At 65.8% G+C, this 20,002-nt stretch carries 20 protein-coding genes; 7 read left to right on the top strand and 13 right to left on the bottom strand.

Annotated features, from left to right (window positions below):
- Positions 1 to 56: 56 nt before the first annotated feature.
- Positions 57 to 887 carry an enoyl-CoA hydratase gene (locus ACVW1B_RS38285; protein WP_253604949.1) on the top strand — a complete coding sequence of 277 codons (831 nt, stop codon included), beginning with the start codon at positions 57 to 59 and terminating at the stop codon, positions 885 to 887.
- A 172-nt stretch (positions 888 to 1,059) separates the two neighbouring features.
- Here ACVW1B_RS38285 and ACVW1B_RS38280 read toward each other — a convergent pair whose 3' ends face one another.
- A complete protein-coding gene (locus ACVW1B_RS38280; protein ID WP_253604951.1) occupies positions 1,060 to 1,683 on the bottom strand; it encodes a GNAT family N-acetyltransferase in 624 nt (207 codons plus the stop codon).
- A 70-nt stretch (positions 1,684 to 1,753) separates the two neighbouring features.
- Positions 1,754 to 1,972, bottom strand: coding sequence for a DUF1127 domain-containing protein (locus ACVW1B_RS38275; RefSeq protein ID WP_176937012.1), 219 nt, complete (start codon positions 1,970 to 1,972; stop codon positions 1,754 to 1,756).
- A gap of 134 nt (positions 1,973 to 2,106) precedes the next feature.
- Here ACVW1B_RS38275 and ACVW1B_RS38270 point away from each other — a divergent pair, with 134 nt between their 5' ends.
- The 4 genes from ACVW1B_RS38270 to tcuB all read left to right on the top strand — a co-directional run bounded on the left by ACVW1B_RS38270 (position 2,107) and on the right by tcuB (position 7,238).
- On the top strand, positions 2,107 to 3,006 hold the full coding sequence (locus tag ACVW1B_RS38270) for a transcriptional regulator GcvA (RefSeq protein ID WP_253604953.1): 900 nt from the start codon (positions 2,107 to 2,109) through the stop codon (positions 3,004 to 3,006).
- 272 nt (positions 3,007 to 3,278) lie between these two features.
- The gene (gene tcuC, locus ACVW1B_RS38265) at positions 3,279 to 4,589 is read left to right on the top strand and encodes an MFS transporter (RefSeq protein ID WP_016846804.1); all 1,311 of its coding nucleotides are present in this window, start codon (positions 3,279 to 3,281) and stop codon (positions 4,587 to 4,589) included.
- A 128-nt stretch (positions 4,590 to 4,717) separates the two neighbouring features.
- Positions 4,718 to 6,118, top strand: a complete 1,401-nt coding sequence (gene tcuA, locus ACVW1B_RS38260; RefSeq protein WP_456822841.1) for an FAD-dependent tricarballylate dehydrogenase TcuA — start codon at positions 4,718 to 4,720, stop codon at positions 6,116 to 6,118.
- A gap of 16 nt (positions 6,119 to 6,134) precedes the next feature.
- Complete coding sequence (gene tcuB, locus ACVW1B_RS38255; RefSeq protein WP_253604957.1) at positions 6,135 to 7,238, top strand: tricarballylate utilization 4Fe-4S protein TcuB; 1,104 nt, start codon at positions 6,135 to 6,137, stop codon at positions 7,236 to 7,238.
- A gap of 39 nt (positions 7,239 to 7,277) precedes the next feature.
- On the opposite strand, the gene ACVW1B_RS38250 is transcribed toward tcuB, so the two are convergent.
- From ACVW1B_RS38250 to ACVW1B_RS38235, 4 genes are all read right to left on the bottom strand, one after another.
- Positions 7,278 to 7,790, bottom strand: coding sequence for a class I SAM-dependent methyltransferase (locus tag ACVW1B_RS38250; RefSeq protein ID WP_253604958.1), 513 nt, complete (start codon positions 7,788 to 7,790; stop codon positions 7,278 to 7,280).
- A gap of 114 nt (positions 7,791 to 7,904) precedes the next feature.
- A complete protein-coding gene (locus tag ACVW1B_RS38245; RefSeq protein ID WP_016846808.1) occupies positions 7,905 to 8,318 on the bottom strand; it encodes a Rieske (2Fe-2S) protein in 414 nt (137 codons plus the stop codon).
- 53 nt (positions 8,319 to 8,371) lie between these two features.
- Positions 8,372 to 9,481 carry an amidohydrolase family protein gene (locus tag ACVW1B_RS38240; protein ID WP_253604960.1) on the bottom strand — a complete coding sequence of 370 codons (1,110 nt, stop codon included), beginning with the start codon at positions 9,479 to 9,481 and terminating at the stop codon, positions 8,372 to 8,374.
- Positions 9,478 to 10,554, bottom strand: coding sequence for an amidohydrolase family protein (locus tag ACVW1B_RS38235; RefSeq protein WP_168858649.1), 1,077 nt, complete (start codon positions 10,552 to 10,554; stop codon positions 9,478 to 9,480). Before ACVW1B_RS38235 ends, ACVW1B_RS38240 begins: the two co-directional genes overlap by 4 nt.
- Positions 10,555 to 10,727: 173 nt before the next feature.
- Here ACVW1B_RS38235 and ACVW1B_RS38230 point away from each other — a divergent pair, with 173 nt between their 5' ends.
- A complete protein-coding gene (locus ACVW1B_RS38230) occupies positions 10,728 to 11,210 on the top strand; it encodes a CinA family protein (protein ID WP_253604962.1) in 483 nt (160 codons plus the stop codon).
- 108 nt (positions 11,211 to 11,318) lie between these two features.
- On the opposite strand, the gene ACVW1B_RS38225 is transcribed toward ACVW1B_RS38230, so the two are convergent.
- The 3 genes from ACVW1B_RS38225 to ACVW1B_RS38215 form a co-directional block, all read right to left on the bottom strand.
- A complete protein-coding gene (locus ACVW1B_RS38225) occupies positions 11,319 to 12,629 on the bottom strand; it encodes an HlyD family type I secretion periplasmic adaptor subunit (protein WP_092085270.1) in 1,311 nt (436 codons plus the stop codon).
- Positions 12,626 to 14,377 (bottom strand): type I secretion system permease/ATPase, encoded by a 1,752-nt coding sequence (locus ACVW1B_RS38220; protein ID WP_253604964.1) that lies wholly within the window; start codon positions 14,375 to 14,377, stop codon positions 12,626 to 12,628. Before ACVW1B_RS38220 ends, ACVW1B_RS38225 begins: the two co-directional genes overlap by 4 nt.
- A gap of 150 nt (positions 14,378 to 14,527) precedes the next feature.
- Positions 14,528 to 15,322: an acyl-CoA thioesterase domain-containing protein gene (locus tag ACVW1B_RS38215; RefSeq protein WP_253604966.1), complete on the bottom strand. Its 795-nt coding sequence runs from the start codon at positions 15,320 to 15,322 to the stop codon at positions 14,528 to 14,530.
- Positions 15,323 to 15,432: 110 nt separating this feature from the next.
- Between ACVW1B_RS38215 and ACVW1B_RS38210 the strand changes: the two genes are divergently transcribed.
- The gene (locus ACVW1B_RS38210; protein WP_253604968.1) at positions 15,433 to 16,341 is read left to right on the top strand and encodes a LysR substrate-binding domain-containing protein; all 909 of its coding nucleotides are present in this window, start codon (positions 15,433 to 15,435) and stop codon (positions 16,339 to 16,341) included.
- Here the strand turns inward: ACVW1B_RS38210 and ACVW1B_RS38205 are convergent.
- The 4 genes from ACVW1B_RS38205 to ACVW1B_RS38190 are packed head-to-tail and all read right to left on the bottom strand — an operon-like array spanning position 16,338 to position 20,000.
- The gene (locus ACVW1B_RS38205; protein WP_253604970.1) at positions 16,338 to 17,315 is read right to left on the bottom strand and encodes an ABC transporter ATP-binding protein; all 978 of its coding nucleotides are present in this window, start codon (positions 17,313 to 17,315) and stop codon (positions 16,338 to 16,340) included. The two genes, ACVW1B_RS38210 and ACVW1B_RS38205, sit on opposite strands and share 4 nt — an antisense overlap.
- A complete protein-coding gene (locus ACVW1B_RS38200; protein ID WP_456822840.1) occupies positions 17,312 to 18,724 on the bottom strand; it encodes an amidase in 1,413 nt (470 codons plus the stop codon). Before ACVW1B_RS38200 ends, ACVW1B_RS38205 begins: the two co-directional genes overlap by 4 nt.
- Entirely contained in the window at positions 18,721 to 18,930 is a 210-nt protein-coding gene (locus ACVW1B_RS38195; RefSeq protein ID WP_076832604.1) for a hypothetical protein, read from the bottom strand. Before ACVW1B_RS38195 ends, ACVW1B_RS38200 begins: the two co-directional genes overlap by 4 nt.
- On the bottom strand, positions 18,927 to 20,000 hold the full coding sequence (locus ACVW1B_RS38190) for an ABC transporter ATP-binding protein (RefSeq protein WP_253604974.1): 1,074 nt from the start codon (positions 19,998 to 20,000) through the stop codon (positions 18,927 to 18,929). The genes ACVW1B_RS38195 and ACVW1B_RS38190 overlap by 4 nt, the downstream gene beginning before the upstream one ends.
- Positions 20,001 to 20,002: the final 2 nt, after the last annotated feature.

Below are 20,002 nucleotides of genomic sequence, written 5' to 3'. Positions count from 1 at the left end.
GGTGCGCTAGCACCAGACCCGGAATGACGAAACAAACAGACATGGGGAGCGACGACATGACCGCTGAAATCAAGATCGAGACCGGCACCGACGAACTGCTCTGCGTGATCCGCGATCGCGTCGCCGTCATCACGCTGAATCGCCCGGACGCCCGCAACTCGCTGTCGGACACACTGACGCCGGCGCTGCGCACGATGATCAAGACCTGCGGCGAGAACCCCGAGGTCGGCGTGCTGCTCGTCACCGGCGCCGGCAAGGCGTTCTGCGCCGGCGGCAACGTCAAGGGCATGGGCGCGCATCGCGACAAAAAGAAGCTCGAAATGTCCTATGAGGACAAGGTCGCGGATTTGCAGGAGCGCCAGCGCCTGCTCACCGGCTCGCTGGCCTCGGTGCGCAAGCCGACCATTGCTGCCCTTCCCGGTCCCGCGGTCGGCGCCGGCCTTGCGATCGCGATGGCCTGCGACATCCGGATCGCGGCGCAATCCGCCTTCATCTCGACCGGTTACTTGCGCGTGGCGCTGAGCGGCGATTACGGCATGGCATGGCTGTTGACGCGGCTGGTCGGCACCTCGCGCGCCCGCGAGCTGATGTTCACCTCGGAGAAGGTCGACGCCACGAGATGCGAGCAGATCGGTCTCGTCAATCGCGTGGTGCCGGACGAAACGCTGCAGGACGACGCCTTTGCGCTGGCGAAGTCCATCGCCGAAGGCCCGACGCTGGCGCTGCGCTACATGAAGGACAATCTCGACGAGGCGCTGCAGTTCGCCTTCGCCACCGCACGCGACCACGAGGCCGAGCGGCTAATCCGCCTCACCACGACGGCCGATCACAAGGAGGCCGTGCAGGCCTTCATCGAGAAGCGCAAGCCGGTGTTTCGGGGGAGTTGATCCCAGTTCAGCGTCCCGTCATTGCCGGGCTTGACCCGGCAATCCATCGAAAGAAACGCTTTCGCTCAATGGATGCGCGGGTCAAGCCCGCGCATGACGAGTAGCAGTCGCGGCACCGGTTGGGAAAAGAAAAGGGCCCGGTTCTGGAGGGGCCAGAACCGGGCCTAGTCAGTCAAACCGCAAGCGAGGACATCGCGGCCAAGCGGGAAGTGGCGGCAAGCCGCCAGCTGGCACAGGGAATGTCTTGCGGTTCGACGTGGATCTCTTTTGCAAAGCGCACCAGCTTCCAATCGCCGGCGCTCGGCATGAAGGCGTAGCCCGACTTCCGGGCGAGGCCGATCATCGTCGCATTGGAACGCAAGGTGTCGCCGAAGATGCGCTCGGCTCCGAAGGACGCCGCGCGGCATTCGAGATTCTTGAGCAGCGCCTTGCCAATGCCGTGGCCCTGCCACCGGTCATCGATCGACAGGCCGAACTCGACGCTCGACGTATCGGCATGGAAGGCGTAGCGGGCTTCGCCGACGATGGTCTCAAAGCAATCGACCGGCATCGTCGCGACCACCGTGAACCGGTCAGCCTCGCCGACATGGATGAAACGCTCGAGCTCCGTCTTCGGCAGCTCGCTCAACGCGCCCAGGAAGCGGTTGTAACGGGACCCCGCGGAGAGCGAGCGGATGTAGCTCTGCAGCTCTTCGCGGTCGCGCGGCTCGACGAAGCGCACCTTGACCTCGCTGCCGTTCTTGGCGCGCAGCACGTCAGAGTATTGCTTGAGATCGTCGAGATGCAGCGCAACCATGACACGCTCCTCGGGTGAAGAAATTAGCCGGCGCCCCTCGATCGAGGCGACGCCAGCGGTGGCGTCCTTCTCAGGCCCGCCAGAACGGCTTCTCGGTCTCGAAAACGATGTCGCTGCGGGACATGCCGATGTCGTGCAGATCGCGCTCGGTCCACTGCGACAGCTCGCGGCGGCGCTCGTAGCGCTCCCACCAGACATGCAACGTCTCGCCGACCTGGTTCAGCAGGCCCGATGCGTGATGATTTGGCGTATGATGATTTGTCATCGATTCATGGGTGAAAATGGACATCTGCGACTCCTATCGGTAACCTGTTGGCGGCAATATCGGAGCTATTTGGTCCACTCACAAACGACACTTTGTACCGTTTCGCATGAATTAAAGTCATGTATTGGAGACGCATAAGAATTGGAGACGCATAAGAGATGACCAGCCGCCTGCCTTCGCTGAATGGCCTGAGGGCGTTCGAGGCCGCCGCGCGCCATATGAGCTTCACCCTGGCGGCGTCCGAACTGAACGTGACGCAGACCGCGATCAGCCATCAGATCCGGCGGCTCGAGGAGGAGCTCGGCGTCCGTCTGTTCGTCCGCCAGAACCGCTCGCTGAGCCTGACGCCGGAGGCTACCGAATACCTTCCCGGCGTCCGCGCCGCCTTCAACGACCTCAGGCTCGCCACCGACCGCCTGCTGCGCCGGGACGACGATCACGTGCTGACCGTCTCGACGCTGGCATCGCTTGCCGCCAAATGGCTACTGCCGCGGCTGTCGGCCTTCCAGGAGGCGCATTCCGGCATCGACGTTCGCATCACCACCTCGACCAGCCTGGTCGACTTCCAGCGCGACAAGGTCGATGCGGCGATCCGCTATGGCCGCGGCCAATGGGCGGGCCTGCGTGCCGATTGGTTGATGGCGGATGAGCTGTTTCCGGTGTGCAGCCCGTCGCTGCTACAGGGAACCAGACCGCTGAAATGCCCTGAAGACCTCAGGGATCACACGCTCCTCCACACCAGCAACGCCAACAGCGACGACTGGCGGCTGTGGCTGACCGCGGCGGGGCTGCCGACCGATATTTCCAAGCAGCCCGGCGTCACCTTCGACCTGCTGTTCGTGACGATCCAGGCCGCGATCGACGGCATCGGCATCGCGATGGGCCGCACCTCCTATGTGCAGGACGACATCGCCAAGGGCCGCCTCGTGGTTCCCTTCAAGATCACGCTGCCGGCCGACGCCGGCTTCTACCTGGTTTCGCCGCAGGGACGCGCCGATACGCCAAAGCTCTCCGCGTTCCGGAGCTGGCTCGGCACAACGGCGCACGCCGCGCCTTGATGCGCCGCACGCGACGGCCGGGGCTTCGGCCCTACCAGAGCCGAAGCGCCAGATCGTTGTTTTGACGAGGTTTCTTCGCGCGAACCGGTATCCCCTTCGCTCGAAAGGCTCCCTGCGATTTCCACCTACGGCTTTTTTCCCATAGCCCCCCGCGTGATTCCGGGTTGGTCGGGCCCGATAGCCGTGCCAAATTGCCGCACATGGCAGTTAACTGCTTTGGCCGGCGAGACAATTTGCGCCGGCCGTTTTTGTCACGGGGAGGAAAGGGCGTTATGTCGCAGTCGAGTTCATCGCAAGTCCCGCAGATCAAATCGCGTCTTGGCGCCATCCTGCGCGCGACCAGCGGCAATTTCCTCGAGCAGTTCGACTTCTTCCTGTTCGGCTTCTATGCCCAGGCGATTGCAAAGGCTTTCTTCCCCTCCGAGAACGAGACCGCGGCGCTGCTCAACGCGTTCGGCGTGTTCTGGCTCGGCGCCTTGATGCGCCCGGTCGGCGCCGTCGTGCTCGGCGCGTATATCGACCGCATCGGCCGCCGCAAGGGCCTGATCGTGACGCTGTCGATCATGGCTATCGGCACCGTGGTGATCGCGCTCTGCCCGAGCTATGCGACGATCGGCATTGCGGCGCCGATCATCGTGCTGATCGCGCGCCTGCTGCAGGGCTTCTCCGCCGGCGTCGAGCTCGGCGGCGTCTCGGTCTATCTCGCGGAGATCGCCACGCCCGGCAATCGCGGCTTCTACACCTCGTTCCAGTCGGCGAGCCAGCAGGTCGCGATCTTCGTCGCCTCGATCCTCGGCTTCGTCCTCAGCGAGAGCATGCCGGCCGCGACCGTGGCCTCCTGGGGCTGGCGCATCCCGTTCTTCGTCGGCTGCCTGATCATCCCGGTGATCTTCTTCCTGCGCCGGACGCTAGAGGAGACCCCGGCGTTCCTCGCGATGAAGAAGCATCCGACCGCAAGCGAGGTGTTCGCCTCGGCGATCGCGAACTGGCGCATCGTCGTGCTCGGCATGATGATCGCGGTGCTGACCACCACCACCTTCTACTTCGTCACCGTCTACACGCCGACCTTCGGCAAGACCGTGCTGAAGCTCTCGACCCAGGATGCGCTGCTGGTGACGCTGCTGGTTGCAGTGACCAACTTCATCTGGAATCCGGTCGGCGGCGCGGTGTCGGACCGGATCGGCCGCAAGCCGGTGCTGCTGGCGATCGCCGGCCTGTCCCTCATCACGGCCTATCCGGCGCTGCACTGGCTGGTGACCAATCCGTCGTTCGGCAAGATGCTGGCGGTCGAGATGATGTTCTCGTTCTATTTCGGCGTCTACAGCGGCACCATGCTGGGCTGCCTGGTCGAGATCGTGCCGGCGCATGTCCGCACCACCTGCTTCTCGCTGGCCTTTGCACTGGCGGCCGGGCTGTTCGGCACCTTCACGCCGTTCGCCTCGACCTGGCTGATCCAGCAGACCGGCGACAAGGCTTCGCCCGGCTACTGGCTGATGTGCGCCGCAGCTCTCGGCATCGTCGCTGCGCTGATCGTCTATCGTGGCGGCCAGACCATCGAGCAGCGCGAGACGGTTGCGGCCTGATATTCCACTTCGCGGCCGGGTGGGCTCGCTGGGCATGACTTCTCCGGAAAATCGCGACACGCTTTTCCGGATCATGCTCATGCGTCCGGCCGTGTTGCTTTCCATGCCAACAACGATAACAAGAGCGCATGGTTGATCTGACGCGCAGGTTCGACGTCCTGGTGATCGGCGGCGGCAACGCCGCGCTGTGCGCGGCGATCAGCGCACGGCGCGCCGGCGCCTCGGTGCTGGTGCTGGAAGGCGCCCCGAAATTCTATCGCGGCGGCAACACCCGCCACACCCGCAACATGCGCTGCGCCCATGACGCGGCGACCGAGATCCTCACCGGTCCCTACACCGAGGAGGAGTTCTGGAAGGATTTGCTGCTGGTGACCGGCGGCCAGACCGACGAGGAACTGGCCCGCTTCATGATCCACGAGTCCAAGGACATCCTGAACTGGATCGTCGAGCAGGGCGTGCGCTGGCAGCCGTCGCTCGGCGGCACGCTGAGCCTTGGCCGCACCAACTCGTTCTTCCTCGGCGGCGGCCGCGCGATGCTGAACGCGCTCTATCGCACCGCCGAGGAGCTCGGCGTCGACATCCTCTACGATGCCGAGGTCATCGACCTCACGGTCGAGGACGGCATGTTCCTTTCGGCGCAGCTGAAGCAGCCGGTCGGCGGCAAGACCGAAGTCCGCGCCTCGACCCTGGTTGCGGCCGCCGGCGGCTTCGAGGCCAACATCGAATGGCTGAAGGAATACTGGGGCGATGCGGCCAACAATTTCCTGATCCGCGGCACGCCCTATAATCGCGGCGCGATCCTCAAGATGCTGCTCGCCAAGGGCGTGCAGGAGATCGGCGATCCGACGCAATGCCATGCCGTGGCGATCGACGCCCGCGCGCCGAAATTCGACGGCGGCATCATCACGCGTCACGATTCGGTCGTGTTCGGCATCGTCGTCAACAAGCATGCCGAGCGCTTCTACGACGAGGGCGAGGACATCTGGCCGAAGCGCTATGCGATCTGGGGCCGGCTGGTCGCCGCGCAGCCGGACCAGATCGCCTACATCATCTTCGACTCGACCGTGGTGACGAGCTTCATGCCGACGCTGTTTCCACCGATCGCGGGCGCGACGATCGCCGAACTCGCCGGCAAGCTCGAGCTCGACGCGGCCGCGCTGGAAAAGACCATCACCGAGTTCAACGCCGCAGTGCAGCCCGGCACCTTCGACCACACCATCCTCGACGACTGCGCTACCCAAGGCATCACGCCGGCGAAGACGCATTGGGCGCGCCGGATCGAGACGCCGCCCTATCTCGCCTATCCGGTGCGGCCGGGCATCACCTTCACCTATCTCGGCACCCGCGTGAACAGGGAGGCGCGGATACTGATGAAGGACGGCAAGCCGTCCGCCAACATGTTCGCGGCCGGCGAGATCATGGCCGGCAACGTGCTCGGCAAGGGCTATGCCGCCGGCATCGGCATGACCATCGGCAGCGTGTTCGGCCGCGTCGCCGGCCGGGAAGCAGCCAAGAATGCGCGGAACTGAAGGCGGGACTGACGCGATGCACGGGACGAGGATCTTGCAGGAAGCTGACCGTCTGATGACGGTGTGCAATTCCTGCCGCTATTGCGAGGGCCTGTGCGCGGTGTTTCCCGCGATGGAGATGCGCCGCGCCTTCTCCGACGGCGATCTCAACTACCTCGCCAACCTCTGCCACGGCTGTGGCGCCTGCTACACCGACTGCCAGTTCTCGCCGCCGCACGAATTCAACGTCAATGTGCCGAAGACGCTGGCGGTCGCGCGCGCCGAATCCTATGCCGCCTATGCCTGGCCGCGCGCCTTTGCCGGCGCATTTGCGCGCAACGGCCTCGTCATCAGCCTGATCGCAGCGCTCAGCGTCGCCGCCTTCATCTTCGGCTTCGCCGCGGTCAATGATCGCGGCGTGCTCACTGGCATCCACACCGGTCCCGGCGCGTTCTACAAACTGATGCCGCACAATGCGATGGCGCTGCTGTTCGGCGCCGCCCTGCTCTACGCGATCCTGGCGCTGGTGATGGGCGTGCGCGCGTTCTGGCGCGACATCGGCGAGCCGGTCGGCATGACGACGGATGCGAAGGCGCTGTTGCAGGCGGTCCGCGACGCCGGCGAGCTGCGCTATCTCGACGGCGGCGGTGTCGGCTGCTTCAACGAGGACGACCAGCCGACCGACCGCCGCAAGCTGTATCACCACTTCACCTTCTACGGCTTCATCCTGTGCTTCGCCGCGACCTGCGTCGGCACGCTATATCACTACCTCCTGGCGCGCGAGGCACCCTATGCGTGGTGGGATTTGCCCGTCGTGCTCGGCACGCTCGGCGGCATCGGGCTCGTGGTCGGTCCGCTCGGACTCCTGTCGGAGAAATGGAAGCGCGACCGCGTGCTGGTCGACGAACAGCGCATGGGCATGGACACCGCGTTCATCCTGATGCTGTTCCTGACCAGCATCACCGGCCTCGCCTTGCTGCTGTGGCGCGAGACCGCCGCGATGGGCCCGCTGCTGGCGCTGCATCTCGGCGTGGTGTTCGCGCTGTTCATCACCATGCCCTACGGCAAATTCGTGCACGGCATCTACCGCTTTGTCGCGCTGGTGCGCTACGCGCGCGAACGGCAGATGATGGCGGAATGAATGGTGGTGGGTTAACGCAGCGTAGCCCGGCTTACGAACTCATCCTGCATCGGGCTTTGTCGCCAGGGCACAGAACCACTCATTTGTCTCGACCAGCTGAGCCTGCGTGAAGCCGGCTGCTGCCAGCTTTTCCGCCACCCCTTCCTTGGGCTGTCCGGAATAGCGCGTAAAGCCGAGCGCGATCCTGCCGCTCGGCTTCATCACGCGCCGGACCTCCCGTAGCCCGGCGACGGCGTCCGGCCAGACTTGCATCGAGTTGATCGCCAGCGCCGCATCGAAGCTGTCCGCATCGAATGGCATGCGCTCCACGGAGCCAAGCCAAAGCTCGACACGACCATCCTCGATCGCGGCCGCGTTCCGGGCGCGAGCTTGCCCGACCATCTCCTGCGACGGATCAATGCCCGCGACGCGTCCGGCCGGTACCAATGTCGACAGGCGATGAATGACGGCGCCCGGACCAAACCCAACTTCGAGCACGCTGTCATCAGGTCCGACCTCGAGGCGATCTGCGACCCACGCGCCGCAATCTGCATTGGTGCGCGCCATGATCATGCCGCCGAGCCTCCCCAGCAGGCCCCGAGGACGGCCAAACGCACGCAAGAGGATGCTTTGCATGACGCTCACCGATTGCCATCTCCGGCGAACAGGATTTCGGGACGGTCGCGGCTACAAATCCACCACCACGTAGTCACTCTCCACCGCGACCTTGATGGTCTCAGCGACATACGGTCCCTTCACCACATTGGTGCCCGGCTCGACGCTGACCGGATAGGCGCGCACGCGGAAGCGGCGCGGGTCGCAATAGGACTGGCCGGTGCGGATGTCGAACTCCCAGCCGTGCCAGGGGCAGCGCAGGATCTCGCCGAGCTTGGTGTATTCGATTTCGCCGGGGTCCGACGACGACGCGAGCCCGATCAGCGGCCCCTCACACAGCGCCGCGCCCTGATGCGGGCAGCGGTTCAGCAGGCCGAAGAACTCGCCCTTGACGTTGAAGACCGCGATCGGCCGTCCGTCGATCTCGAGAAATTTTCGCGAACCCGGCGGCAACTCGTCCACCGGGGCGATCACATGCCGCGCCATCAATCGTTCTCACGCATGATCTGATTCGAAAAACCGGTTCCCACTTTTTCGGATCATGCGATACTGTACAGCTGCTTGGCGTTGTCGAGATAGAACGCCTGGCGATTGGCATCGCTGACGCCGGCCGGCAGCACGCGCGACGGCTCGTCGTAATCCCAATGCGGGTAATCGGTCGCGAACAGCAGCCTGTCCCAGCCGATCCACTCGATGGTCTGGAACAGATGGTCGCGGCTCTCCGGATCCTCCATCGGCTGCGTCGTCCACCAGATGTGGTCGCGGATATATTCCGACGGCTTGCGCTTCAGATGCGGCACCTCGGCATGCAGCCGCGAAAACACCTTGTCGAGCCGCCAGGCCAGCGACGGCGCCCAACCGAAGCCGGCTTCGACCATCACCATCTTCAGTTTCGGGAAGCGCTCGAACACGCCCTCGAGCACGAGGCTCGCCAGCGCGGTCTGCTGGCACTGCGAATGCCCGACCATCTCCTCGATATAGTAGCTCGGCCATCCCGACGCGGTAATCGGGTTGCCGCCGAAGCCGAAGGCGTGCACACCGATCGGAAGGCCGGCTTCCTGTGCCGCCTCATAGATCGGCCAGTAACGGCGCTGGCCGAGCGGCTCGACATTGCGGCTGAGCAGCAGCACCTGGACGAAATTTGTGTCGCCCGCGCGCTTGCGGATTTCGGCGGCGGCCGACATGCCATCCTCATTGGCGACGACGACCGAGCCTTTCAGGCGGGAATCCTTGCTGGTCCATTTCTCGATCTGCCAGTCGTTGATTGCCGAACAGATCGCGCCGGCGAGATCCTGGTTGCGGATGCCCTGTCCGGTGTTGAGCGGGTTGAGCACGCCGAGCGCGACATTGTTGGGATCGAGGTGCTGCTTCTGCATGAAGGACAGCGACGAGCCCTGCGGGCCGCCTTCCGGCGGATAGGCATCGCGGCGCGACGCATTCGGCTGCGCCTTCGGATAGGGCGGGCCTCCCATCATGCCCTGATAGGCATGGACGCCGAAGGTCTCGAGATGCGCATGCCAGCGCTTTTCGAGATAAGGATACAATTCATCCTTGGTGGCGCGGGCCGGATGGATGTCGCAGTCGGCGATCGCGGTCTTGATGCTGGTCGGCGATGCGGTTTCGGGACGCTCGCGGAGCTGGATGTTCATGGCGTCATCTCCTTCACCTTGAGCCGGCCATAGGTCGCATGCGGATTATCGATCATGATCTTGCGTACCAGATCCTGCGACAACCCGTGCGGCAGCACCTCGTCACCGTCGAACTGCCAATGCGGATAATCTGACGAGAATAGGATCAATTCGTCCGACTGCATATGGTCGAACAGGCGGTTCAGCGTGTCTCCGTCCGGCGGCGCATCGACCGGCTGCAGCGAGAAGCGGATGTTGCTGCGCACAATCTCCAGCGGCGCGCGGTCGACCCACGGGGTCTCCATGCGCACGCCGCGCCAGAACTTGTGCAGCCGCCACAGGAATGGCGGCAGCCAGGTGAAGCCGGACTCCAGCATCACCATTTTCAGGTTCGGATGGCGCGCGAACACGCCCTCGACGATCAGGCTGGTGAGCTGGGTCTGGAACGCCTGCGCCTGCGCAACATAATCCTCGATGTGATAGGAGCCCCAGCCGACCGAGGTCGGCGGATTGTGATAGGCGCTGCCGGCATGGATGCCGACCGGCAGGCCGAGCCGTTCCGCCGCGGCGTAGATCGGCCAGTAGTGCCGCTTGCCAAGCGGCATGTCGCCCATCACCAGCATCAACACCTGCACGAAGCGCTTGTCCTGCGCACAGCGCTCGATCTCGGCGACCGCCTTTTCGATGCTCTGCACCGGGATCACGATCGAGCCGCGCAGGCGATCGTCCTTGTCGAGCCATTCCTTGACCAGCCAGTCGTTCAGCGCGCGGCAGAACGCATCGGCCATGTCCTCGGAGAACACCATCTGCACGCCGTAGAGCGGATTGCAGATGCCGTAGGCCGTGCCGAACTGGTCGAGCGCCTGGCGCTGCATGTCCGCAAGGCTCGAGCCCGGCTTGCCTTGCGCTGGACGCCAGTCCGGCCGCGACGAGATCGGCGAATTGGTCGGATAGGATTGCGAGATCAGGTCGGTCATGCCGCGCGTCGTCACCTGGTCGCGCCAGTAGTCGTTCATGTACGGCAGCAGGCTGGTGAGGTGAGGCACGGCGGGATGCAGATCGCAATCCACGCCGCCCGCGATCGGCGACGTCATGATGTTTCCTCCGCGCACGCTCTCACGACAAGCTTGTCGGGCGGCGCCTGGTTCTTGTCTTGCATTCAATCAGGCCATGCCGCGGCCTGCAACTCGGCAAAGGGCTGCGTGGTGTGCTAGGAGGGCAGGACGCCCCACGGGATTTTCATGGCAAGCAACGAGAAAGAAGGCCGATGAACGCGCTCACATCCATCGCCGAACAGGTCGCCGCAAAACTGATCGCGAACAAGCAGACGATTGCGGTCGCGGAATCCTCAACCGGCGGACTGATCTCCGCATCGCTGCTCGCGGTTCCCGGCGCGTCGGCCTATTTCCTCGGCGGCGGCGTGATCTACACCCGCGACGCGCGGCGCGCGCTGATGGACATTCCCGACGACGCCATGCGTGGGCTCCGCTCGGCGTCGGAACCTTACGCGCAATTGCTGGCGCGGCAGATCCGCGAGCGCCTCGCGACCGACTGGGGATTGTCGGAGACCGGTGCCGCCGGCCCGACCGGCAACCGCTACGGCGATGCCGCCGGCCACAGCTGCATGGCGGTCGCAGGCCCCCACCAGCAGGTGATCACGCTGGAGACCGCGAGCGGCGACCGGCAGGCGAACATGCAGGCATTTGCGAAGGCGGCGCTGGAGCTGTTGTTGAAGAATCTGGAACGGTGACTTCGTAGCCCGGATGAAGCGAAGCGCAATCCGGGACGACTTCATCCGCTGAGCGACTGTTCCCGGATTTCGCTGCGCTTCATCCGGGCTACAAGAGCAGCGCGCGGCTCACTTCTCGCGGAACGAGCGCATGAACTGGTCGCTCATCGGCTTCATCAGGTAGGACAGCATGGTGCGGTCGCCGGTCTGGACGAAGGCTTCCACCGGCATGCCCGGGATGATCTTCACCTCGCTGCCGAGGCGCGCGACTTCTTCCGGCGGCATCGAGACGCGGATTGTGTAATAGCTCTGCCCGGTGCGCTGGTCGGTGGTGACGTCGGCGGAGACGCGGGTGACGACGCCGTTCAGCTCCGGCGTGGTGCGCTGGTTGAAGGCGGAGAGCCGCAGAACGGTCTTCTGTCCGACCTGCAGCTTGTCGATGTCCTGCGGATTGACCTTGGCTTCGACCGACAGATCGTCGGCCTTCGGCACGATCATCATGATGGCGTCGCCCGCGGTGATGACGCCGCCGACGGTGTGCACGGTCGACTGCAGCACCACGCCGTCCTGCGGCGCGCGGATGTCGATGCGGCGGAGCTGGTCCTCTGCGGTGACCTTGCGCTCGACGAACTCGCCGATCTTGTCGTTGGTCTCGCGCAGGTCCTTCGAGACCTCCGACAACATGTCCTTGTCGACCTGGATGATCTGCAACTCGGTCTCGGTGATCTTGCCCTTGGCCTGCGCGCGCGAGGCGATGTACTGCGCGCGCTCGCCGGAGAGCCGCGCCGCGTCGCGCTCGAGCGTGGTCAGGCGCGTCAGCTGCACCAGATGCTGCTCATAGAGCTGGCGGACGCCGACCAGCTCCTGCTGCACCAGCGCGATCTCCTTGTCCTTGGCGCTCTCCTGCGCCTGCAGGCCGGAGATCTCCTCGTTGAGCTGGGTGACGCGCTCGCGCAGCTGCGCCTTCTGGCCGGTGCGGCCGTTGACGCGAACCTCGAACAGCTTGGTTTCGCTCGCCATGATGTCGCGAACGTCCGGATCCTTGGCCTGCTCGAGCAGCTGCGGCGGGAAGGTGATCTTGTCGCGGCCCTGCTGCTCGGCCTCGAGCCGGGCCGCGCGCGCATAAAGACCGTTCAGCGTCTTGACCACGATTGCGAGGCTGGCCTTCACGACGGTCTCGTCGAGGCGCACGACGATGTCCCCCGCCTTGACCACGTCGCCGTCGCGCACCCGCACCTCGCCGACGACGCCGCCGGTCGGATGCTGCACCTTCTTGACGTTGGATTCGACCACCACCGAGCCCGGCGCGATCAACGCGCCCGAGATCGGTACCGTTGCGGCCCAGCCGCCGACGCCACCGCCGAGAACCAGAACCACGGCGAGGCCGACGATCAGATGCTTGCGGATCGAGCGATGTGCGTTGCGCGGTTGATCGGTCATGACTTGGCGGCTCCCGCATCCGCGACGATCTTGATCGGCGTCGGCACCGGCGGCGCAGCACGCTGCAGCACCTGCGCAAGCACGGCCTCCTTCGGCCCGAAGGTCTGCATGCGGCCATCCTTCAGCACCAGCAGATGGTCGACGCCCTCGATGCCGATCGGCCGGTGCGCAACCACAATGACGATCGCGCCGCGCTCGCGGGCGCCGCGCACCGCACGGGTCAGCGCCTCGTCGCCTTCGCTGTCGAGATTGGAGTTCGGCTCATCCAGCACGATCAGGAACGGGTTGCCGTACAGCGCCCGCGCCAGCGCCACGCGCTGCGCCTGGCCCGCGGAGAGCGCGGTGCCCTGCTCGCCGACCTGGGTGTCGTAGCCCTCGCGCATCTTGATGATCATCTCATGCACGCCGGCCTCCTTGGCCGCCGCGATGATGCCGTCGGACTTGGCGTCGGGATCGAACCGGCAGATGTTCTGGGCGACCGTACCGGCAAACAGTTCGACGTCCTGCGGCAAATAGCCGACGTGACGGCCGAGCTGGTCCGACGACCACTGGTCGAGCGCGGCGCCGTCGAGCCGTACCTTGCCCCGCGCCGGCATCCAGACGCCGACCAGCGCCCGGATCAGCGACGACTTGCCGGAGCCGCTCGGGCCGATCACGCCGACGCCGCTGCCGGCTTCGACGGCGAAGGTGATGTCCTGCACGATGGCGCGCTGGTCGCCCGGCGCGACCATGGTCACGGCCTCGACCGAAAGCTTCTTCTCCGGCGCCTGCAACAGCGTCTGCTCGGGCCGCGCCGGAATTTGCTGCAGCAGGCGGTTGAGCCGCTGCCAGCTCTGCCGCGCGGCGACGAAGCCCTTCCAATGCGCGATCGCGAGATCGACCGGCGCCAGTGCCCGCGCGCTCAGGATCGAGCCGGCGATGATGATGCCGCCGGTGGCCTCCTGATGGATCACGAGATAGGCGCCGACCGCGAGCACGGCGGACTGCAGCATCATGCGCAGCACCTTGGCGACCGCGCCGAGCCCGCCGGTGACGTCGCTCGCACGCTGGTTGCCGGACAGATATTCCTCGTTGGCCTCGTTCCACCGCCTGTTCATGCGGCCGGCCATGCCCATCGCCACCAGCACCTCGGCGTTGCGGCGGCTGGAGGCGGCGAGATCGTTGCGCCGCGCCGCGAGCGTCATCGCTTCCTTGGCCGGCGTGCGCGACAAGTATTCGGTGATCAGCGTCAACGTCACCAGAATGATCGCGCCGATCAGCGCCGTAACGCCAAGCAGCCAGTGGAAGGCAAAGCAGATCACCATGTAGAACGGCAGCCAGGGTAGATCGAAGAACGCGCCGGGACCCATGCTGCCGAGGAAAGAGCGCACATTGTCGAGGTCGCGCAGCGGCTGCAGGCCCTCGCTGCGATTACCCGCCATCAGCGGCAGCCGCACGACGGTGTCGAACACCCGCGCATTGAGCGCTTCGTCGAGCGAGGTGCCGACGCGGCCGAGGATCCGTCCGCGCAGCAGGTCGAGCACGCCCTGTGCCATGTAGAGGACCGCGGCGATGACCACGAGGCCGACCAGGGTCGGAACGCTGCGGCTCGGCAGCACCCGGTCGTAGACTTGCAGCATGAACATCGAACCTGTCAGGTAGAGCAGGTTGATCATGCAACTGATAAGGCCGACGCCGATGAAGGCGCTGCGGCAAGCGCGCAGCGCCTCAGCCAGTTCGGATCGCCGGACAGCGGGCGCGGCTGCCATAAAAACTGATCTCTGCAAAACAAAAGAGTTACGTGATCACCACGTTGTATAGACGTTTGCGACCACCGTCCATTTTAAGTCGCGTGAACCAAAGCATGGTTCGCGGCCTCATTTTGTGATCGCACCGACAGTTGACGGAATAAATTAGGGTTAACCGGCGGCGGAACCCTGGCCTCGCGCGGGCGCGCTTCCCGGAAGCGGTACGAGAATGACCGACATCGAGACCCGGCCGATCTCGCCATCCACATCGAGCAACACCCCGCTGCCGACGCCGAGCCCGGCCTCCGGGCGCCAGCGAGCCTCGGCGCGAACGCCGATCCAGGCGCCTCGCGGTGGCCTGAACAGCTGCACCGCGAGGTTCGGATTGGGGTCGGCCACCACGTTCTGGACGGGCCGCGCGATGCCGTGGGTCCAGTCAGCCGGGCCGAGCACCCGCGCCAGCGGACCGGCGCCCGCTATGACGGCGTGATGCAAGCGAAACCAGGCGGTATCGCCGCCGGCACGGGCTTCCATCGCATCCATGAACCAGCTGCGGCCATGGACCGCGTGTGGGCTGCGCAACGGAAACACCGTGGGATCCACCTGATCGGCTGCGCTCCCGTAAAATCCCGGGACCTCGACGGCACGCTCGCGCGACAGCGTCACGCGTACCGTCGCGCAGGGTTGCTCCTCGCCGGCCGGCCAGAGCGTGTTGTCGACGACGCTGACCCGGCCGCCTTCGGTCACCACGGTAACGTGCGTGCGCAGTTCCGCCATTGGCGTCGGCCGCAGGAACCAGGCCGCCGCCGAGATCGCGGTGCCCCAGTTGCGCGCGCCGGCCATGGCCTCGACCTCGCCGGTCAGCAGGCTTGCGACCGCCCCGCCCTGAAGGCCTGTGAACGGCCCGGCCGCCAGCGCCGCGGGCTTCCAGTGATGGGGCGTGGCGAGCGGTTCGAAGATGGCCAAGGCGAATGATCCCCTGAGATGAGCAGGATTGAGCGTTTGGCCAATCTGATCCAAGAATAGGGGCCATGACAAAAGGCCATTCATCACTTCAGGTGAGCAGGATTCACCCATTGGATGCCCCCGATCCGCGGGTGATCCCGCCGCTGCCGGCGCTGCTCGCCTTCGAGCGCGCGGCCACTCAACTCAGCTTCCGGCGTGCCGCGCGAGACCTGTCGCTGAGCCCGTCGGCAATCAGCCACCAGATCCGCGGACTGGAAGAGCAGTTCGGCACCAAGCTGTTCGTCCGCGGCGCGCGCCAGGTGCGGTTGACCAACGACGGCGAGCGCTACCTTGCAAAAGTGTCGGCCGCGCTGGCGACACTGCAGGAGGCGAGCCGTGACATGCTGCGGCAACGCGGCGAGGCCAGCGGCGAGCTCTGGATCAGCTCATTGCCGTTCTTCACCAGTGCCGTGCTGCTGCCGGCGCTGCCGGAGTTCAAGCGGCGCCATCCGCAACTGATGCTGCGGATCGAGGCCACCCACCAATATGCCGACTTCAACGGATCGCGCGTCGATGTCGCGATCCGCTACGGGCGGGAACATGCCACCGGGCTGAAGGTCGAGCCGCTGGTACAGGTCAAAGGAATGCCAGTCTGCACGCCGGCACTGGTCAAGGCTGGTCTTCGGACCCCAGCGGACCTGTCGCGCGAGGTACTGATCCATGTCACGACGCAGCCGCGGGCGTGGCCGGCCTGGCTGAGGGAGGCCGGGCTGCCGAATCTCGCTCCGCGCGGACATCTGTGGCTCGACAGCGTGCCGGCGATGCTGGAGGCCGCCGAACACGGGCTCGGCGTCGCGATTGCGATCGCGCCGCTGATCAAGGCGCGGCCGGGCTTCGGCAAGCGGCTGGTGGCGCCGTTTGCGTTCGAGGCGGCGCACAGTGAGACGATTTACCTGGTCTCCCGCACCGAGCAGGCGCGGGACCGCCGCATCGCTGCGGTGCGGCGCTGGATCACGGACGCCGTGGCGCGCGCGAGCTAAACCGTGGCGGACGCCGGCTCGGCCAGGATGCACCGTGCCAGGCGGCCGGGAGCGACCTGCACACTCGGTGGCAGGCTCTCGCTGCAGCGCGGCTCAGCGAACTTGCAGCGCGGTGCAAAGGAGCAACTGGCCGGCGCATGATCGAGCGAGGGCGGGGTGCCCGGAATGGTTTCCAGCCGTTGGCCGCGCATCGCGCCGTGAATGGTCGAGGCCAGCAGGCCCTTGGCATAGGGATGCACCGGCGAGCGCACGATGTCGCGCAAGGCGCCCTGCTCCACGATCTGGCCGGCATACATCACCGCGACCCGATCGCAGATCTCGATCGCGACACCAATGTCGTGGGTGACGAAGATGACCGACATGCCGAACTCGCGCTGTAGCTCGCGCAGCAGCAGCAGGATCTGAATCTGGACGGTGGCATCGAGCGCCGTGGTCGGCTCGTCCGCGAGCAGGATCTTCGGCTTGCAGGCCAGCGCCAGCGCGATCATCGCACGCTGGCGCATGCCGCCCGACATTTCGTGCGGATAGGAGTCCAGCCGCCGCTTCGCGGAGGGGATCCGTACCACCTCGAGCATTTCGAGCGCGCGGGCCGTGGCCTCGCGCTCGCTCTTGCCCTCGTGGCGCATCACCGTCTCCGCGATCTGGCGGCCGATGGTGTAGACCGGATCGAGCGCCAGCGCCGGCTCCTGGAAGATCATCGAGACGGTCTGGCCGCGGAATGCGGACAGCGCCTCGTCGTCCATCGCCAGCACCTCTTGTCCCAGCACCTTGACGCTGCCGGAGATCTGCGTGCGTTTCTTCGGCAACAGCCGCATCAACGCGCGCAGCGTCACGCTCTTGCCCGAGCCGGACTCGCCGAGCAGCCCCAACACCTCGCCCTCGCCGAGCTGTAGGCTGAGATCGTTCACGGCATGAACCGTGCGATCGCCGGTGAAGCGGATGTTGAGGTTGTTGATCTCGACGAGGTTGGTCATGCGAGCATGGGCACCCTGGCGTGGAAATCGGTGGCGCGCTGGAAGGCGGCGCCGATCCGAAGCAGAACCGCTTCCTCGAAGGAGCGGCCGATCAGCTGCATGCCGACCGGCAGACCCGTCTTGGTGAAGCCGGAGGGAATCGAGAGCGATGGCAGACCGAGATAGTTGACCGGGCGGGTGAAGCGCGTCAGGCGCTGCAGCACCGCGTCGGCGCCCGGACCATTGCCGACATCACTCTCGGCAATCGTGGGCGCCGGCACCGGCGACGACGGCGCGATCACCGCATCGACCCCGTTGACCGCCGCGTTGTGCGCGGCGAGCGCGGGACCACGCCAGCGCATCGCCTCGAGATAGGTGACCGCCGGAATGGTCAGGCCGTTCTGCAGCCGCATCAGGACCTGCGCGCCGTAATCCTGCGGCCGCTCGATCATCCAGCGCTTGTGGAAGGCGGCAGCCTCGACCGCGAGCACCAGCTGCGATGCCGAAGAGAGCTGGCGCTGATCGGGCAGCTCGACCTTGACGATCTCGGCGCCCTCTTTCTTCAAGGTGGCGACGGTCTCGTCGAGGATACGCGCCACCTCAGGGTCGAGGTCGTCGACATAGAACGCCGTCGGGACGCCGATCTTCAGGCCCTCCAGCGACTGCTTGGTCGCGGCCATATAGTCCGGCACCGGCTGTGTCGACGCTGTCAGATCCTCGGGGTCGGCGCCGGCCATCAGGCCGAGCAGCAGCGCGCAGTCCTCCGCGGTCTGCGCCAGCGGACCGACGGTATCGAGCGACTGCGACAGCGGCATCGCACCGGCGCGGCTGATGCGGCCGACCGTCGTCTTCAGGCCGGTGACGCCGCAGAAATGCGCCGGCATGCGCACCGAGCCGCCGGTGTCGGAGCCGAGCGCCGCGAAGGTGAGCCGCGCTGCAACCGCCGAACCCGAGCCCGACGAGGAGCCGCCGGTGATGTGCTCGGTGTTCCAGGGATTGCGCACCGCGCCGTAATGCACGTTGTGGCCGGTCGGCCCATAGGCGAACTCGACCATCTGCAACGAGCCGAGCCGGACCTGTCCGGCATCCTTCAGCCGCTGCAGGGCGGTCGCAGTCGTCTTCGGCACGAAGTCGCGGCGTATCAGCGAGCCGCAGGTCACGACCTTGCCGGCGTCGTAGTACATGTCCTTGTGCGCCAGCGGCACGCCATGCAGCACACCGCGACTATTGCCCTTGGCGAGCGCGGCATCGGCCTCGGTGGCGGCGGCCAGCGCCTGCTCGGATTCGATCGCCATATAGGCGTTGAGGCGCGGCTGCCATTCCGCAACGCGATGCAGCACGGCGCGCGTCACCTCATGCGAGGAAACTTTCTTGTCGGCGATCGCCTTGGCGACCGCGGTCAGCGTCATCAGGGCCGGATCAGAACTCATTTCGACACCTTCTCGATCTTCTGCGCGATCTGCGCCAGCAGGAAGCTCGCGGGTTCGAGATCGAAGGGCAGCGTACCGGAGATCGGTGCGAAGCCGTCGAATGCCGGCCCGATCGAATTGGCGATCCGGGTGGCGACTTCGTCGTCGGCGGGCACGTCGGCGACGTGCGCGATCACCTTGACATCCTTGGGAGTAGGTCTGGTCATGCCGCGTTTTCTCCTTTTGCTTTTGCCGGCGCGCGGCTGTGCCCCGAGCCAGGAATGGCCATGTAGCACGCCGCTTGATGGCTCATTGTATCGAGATCGCTGAGTTTTGGCGTGTCGTTTGCGCAGAGCGGCTCCGCAAACGGGCAACGGGTGTGAAACCGGCAGCCCGGCGGCGGATCGATCGGATTGGGCGGATCGCCCGAGATCGGCGGCACCTCGGTGCGCTTGTCGGGATCGGATGACGGCATCGCCGCCAGCAGCGCGCGGGTATAGGGATGCGCCGGCGCGTCCCAGACCGCATCGACCGGGCCGAGTTCGACGACCTCGCCGAGATACATCACCAGCACGCGGTCGGAGATGTAGCGGACGACGTTGAGATCGTGGCTGATGAACAGGTAGGTCAGGCCGAATTCGCGCTTCAGGTCGGCGAGCAGATTGAGCACCTGCGCCTCGACCGATTTGTCGAGCGCGGACACCGCTTCATCGAGGATCACGAGCCGCGGCGACAGCGCGAGCGCACGCGCGATATTGACGCGCTGCCGCTGGCCGCCGGACACTTCGTGCGGATAGCGGTTGGCGAAAATCTCCGGCCGCAGGCCGACCTTGCCGAGCAATTCGCGCGCCAGCGTCCGCGCCGTGTCGTCGGCCATGCCGTGGACCTTTGGCCCGAAGGCGATCGATTCCTCGATGGTGAGGCGCGGGTTGAGCGAGGCGTAGCTGTCCTGGAACACCATCTGCACGCCGCGCCGCAAATCGCGCAGCGAGAGCGACGGACCGACCTGCCGGCCGTCATAGATGATATCGCCGGCATCGCGTGCCATCAGGTGCATCAACAGCCGCGCCGTGGTCGACTTGCCGCAGCCGGATTCGCCGACGATGCCGACGGTCTCGCCCTTCATGACCGCGAAGGTGACGTCGTCGACGGCGCGCACGGTCTTGCGCGGGCTGAACAGGCCGCCGCGCACCGGGAAGTGCTTGGTCAGTCCCTTGACCTGCAGCAGCGGCTGCGCGGCGCCGCCGATGTCGGCGACCGGCTCCAGCATATCGACGGAGAGATTGGCGTCGCTCATGC

Source organism: Bradyrhizobium sp. USDA 4502, from assembly GCF_054063355.1.
Note: the sequence above shows the minus strand (reverse complement) of the source record. Positions and strands in the feature narration are given on the sequence as shown.

What these genes read in the sequence shown, in the direction of transcription:
- ACVW1B_RS38285 (WP_253604949.1), top strand. Translation starts at nt 57, where the DNA reads ATGACCGCTGAAATCAAGATCGAGACCGGCACCGACGAACTGCTCTGC.
- ACVW1B_RS38280 (WP_253604951.1), bottom strand. Translation starts at nt 1,683, where the DNA reads ATGGTTGCGCTGCATCTCGACGATCTCAAGCAATACTCTGACGTGCTG.
- ACVW1B_RS38275 (WP_176937012.1), bottom strand. Translation starts at nt 1,972, where the DNA reads ATGTCCATTTTCACCCATGAATCGATGACAAATCATCATACGCCAAAT.
- ACVW1B_RS38270 (WP_253604953.1), top strand. Translation starts at nt 2,107, where the DNA reads ATGACCAGCCGCCTGCCTTCGCTGAATGGCCTGAGGGCGTTCGAGGCC.
- tcuC (WP_016846804.1), top strand. Translation starts at nt 3,279, where the DNA reads ATGTCGCAGTCGAGTTCATCGCAAGTCCCGCAGATCAAATCGCGTCTT.
- tcuA (WP_456822841.1), top strand. Translation starts at nt 4,718, where the DNA reads ATGGTTGATCTGACGCGCAGGTTCGACGTCCTGGTGATCGGCGGCGGC.
- tcuB (WP_253604957.1), top strand. Translation starts at nt 6,135, where the DNA reads ATGCACGGGACGAGGATCTTGCAGGAAGCTGACCGTCTGATGACGGTG.
- ACVW1B_RS38250 (WP_253604958.1), bottom strand. Translation starts at nt 7,790, where the DNA reads ATGATCATGGCGCGCACCAATGCAGATTGCGGCGCGTGGGTCGCAGAT.
- ACVW1B_RS38245 (WP_016846808.1), bottom strand. Translation starts at nt 8,318, where the DNA reads ATGGCGCGGCATGTGATCGCCCCGGTGGACGAGTTGCCGCCGGGTTCG.
- ACVW1B_RS38240 (WP_253604960.1), bottom strand. Translation starts at nt 9,481, where the DNA reads ATGAACATCCAGCTCCGCGAGCGTCCCGAAACCGCATCGCCGACCAGC.
- ACVW1B_RS38235 (WP_168858649.1), bottom strand. Translation starts at nt 10,554, where the DNA reads ATGACGTCGCCGATCGCGGGCGGCGTGGATTGCGATCTGCATCCCGCC.
- ACVW1B_RS38230 (WP_253604962.1), top strand. Translation starts at nt 10,728, where the DNA reads ATGAACGCGCTCACATCCATCGCCGAACAGGTCGCCGCAAAACTGATC.
- ACVW1B_RS38225 (WP_092085270.1), bottom strand. Translation starts at nt 12,629, where the DNA reads ATGACCGATCAACCGCGCAACGCACATCGCTCGATCCGCAAGCATCTG.
- ACVW1B_RS38220 (WP_253604964.1), bottom strand. Translation starts at nt 14,377, where the DNA reads ATGGCAGCCGCGCCCGCTGTCCGGCGATCCGAACTGGCTGAGGCGCTG.
- ACVW1B_RS38205 (WP_253604970.1), bottom strand. Translation starts at nt 17,315, where the DNA reads ATGACCAACCTCGTCGAGATCAACAACCTCAACATCCGCTTCACCGGC.
- ACVW1B_RS38200 (WP_456822840.1), bottom strand. Translation starts at nt 18,724, where the DNA reads ATGAGTTCTGATCCGGCCCTGATGACGCTGACCGCGGTCGCCAAGGCG.
- ACVW1B_RS38195 (WP_076832604.1), bottom strand. Translation starts at nt 18,930, where the DNA reads ATGACCAGACCTACTCCCAAGGATGTCAAGGTGATCGCGCACGTCGCC.
- ACVW1B_RS38190 (WP_253604974.1), bottom strand. Translation starts at nt 20,000, where the DNA reads ATGAGCGACGCCAATCTCTCCGTCGATATGCTGGAGCCGGTCGCCGAC.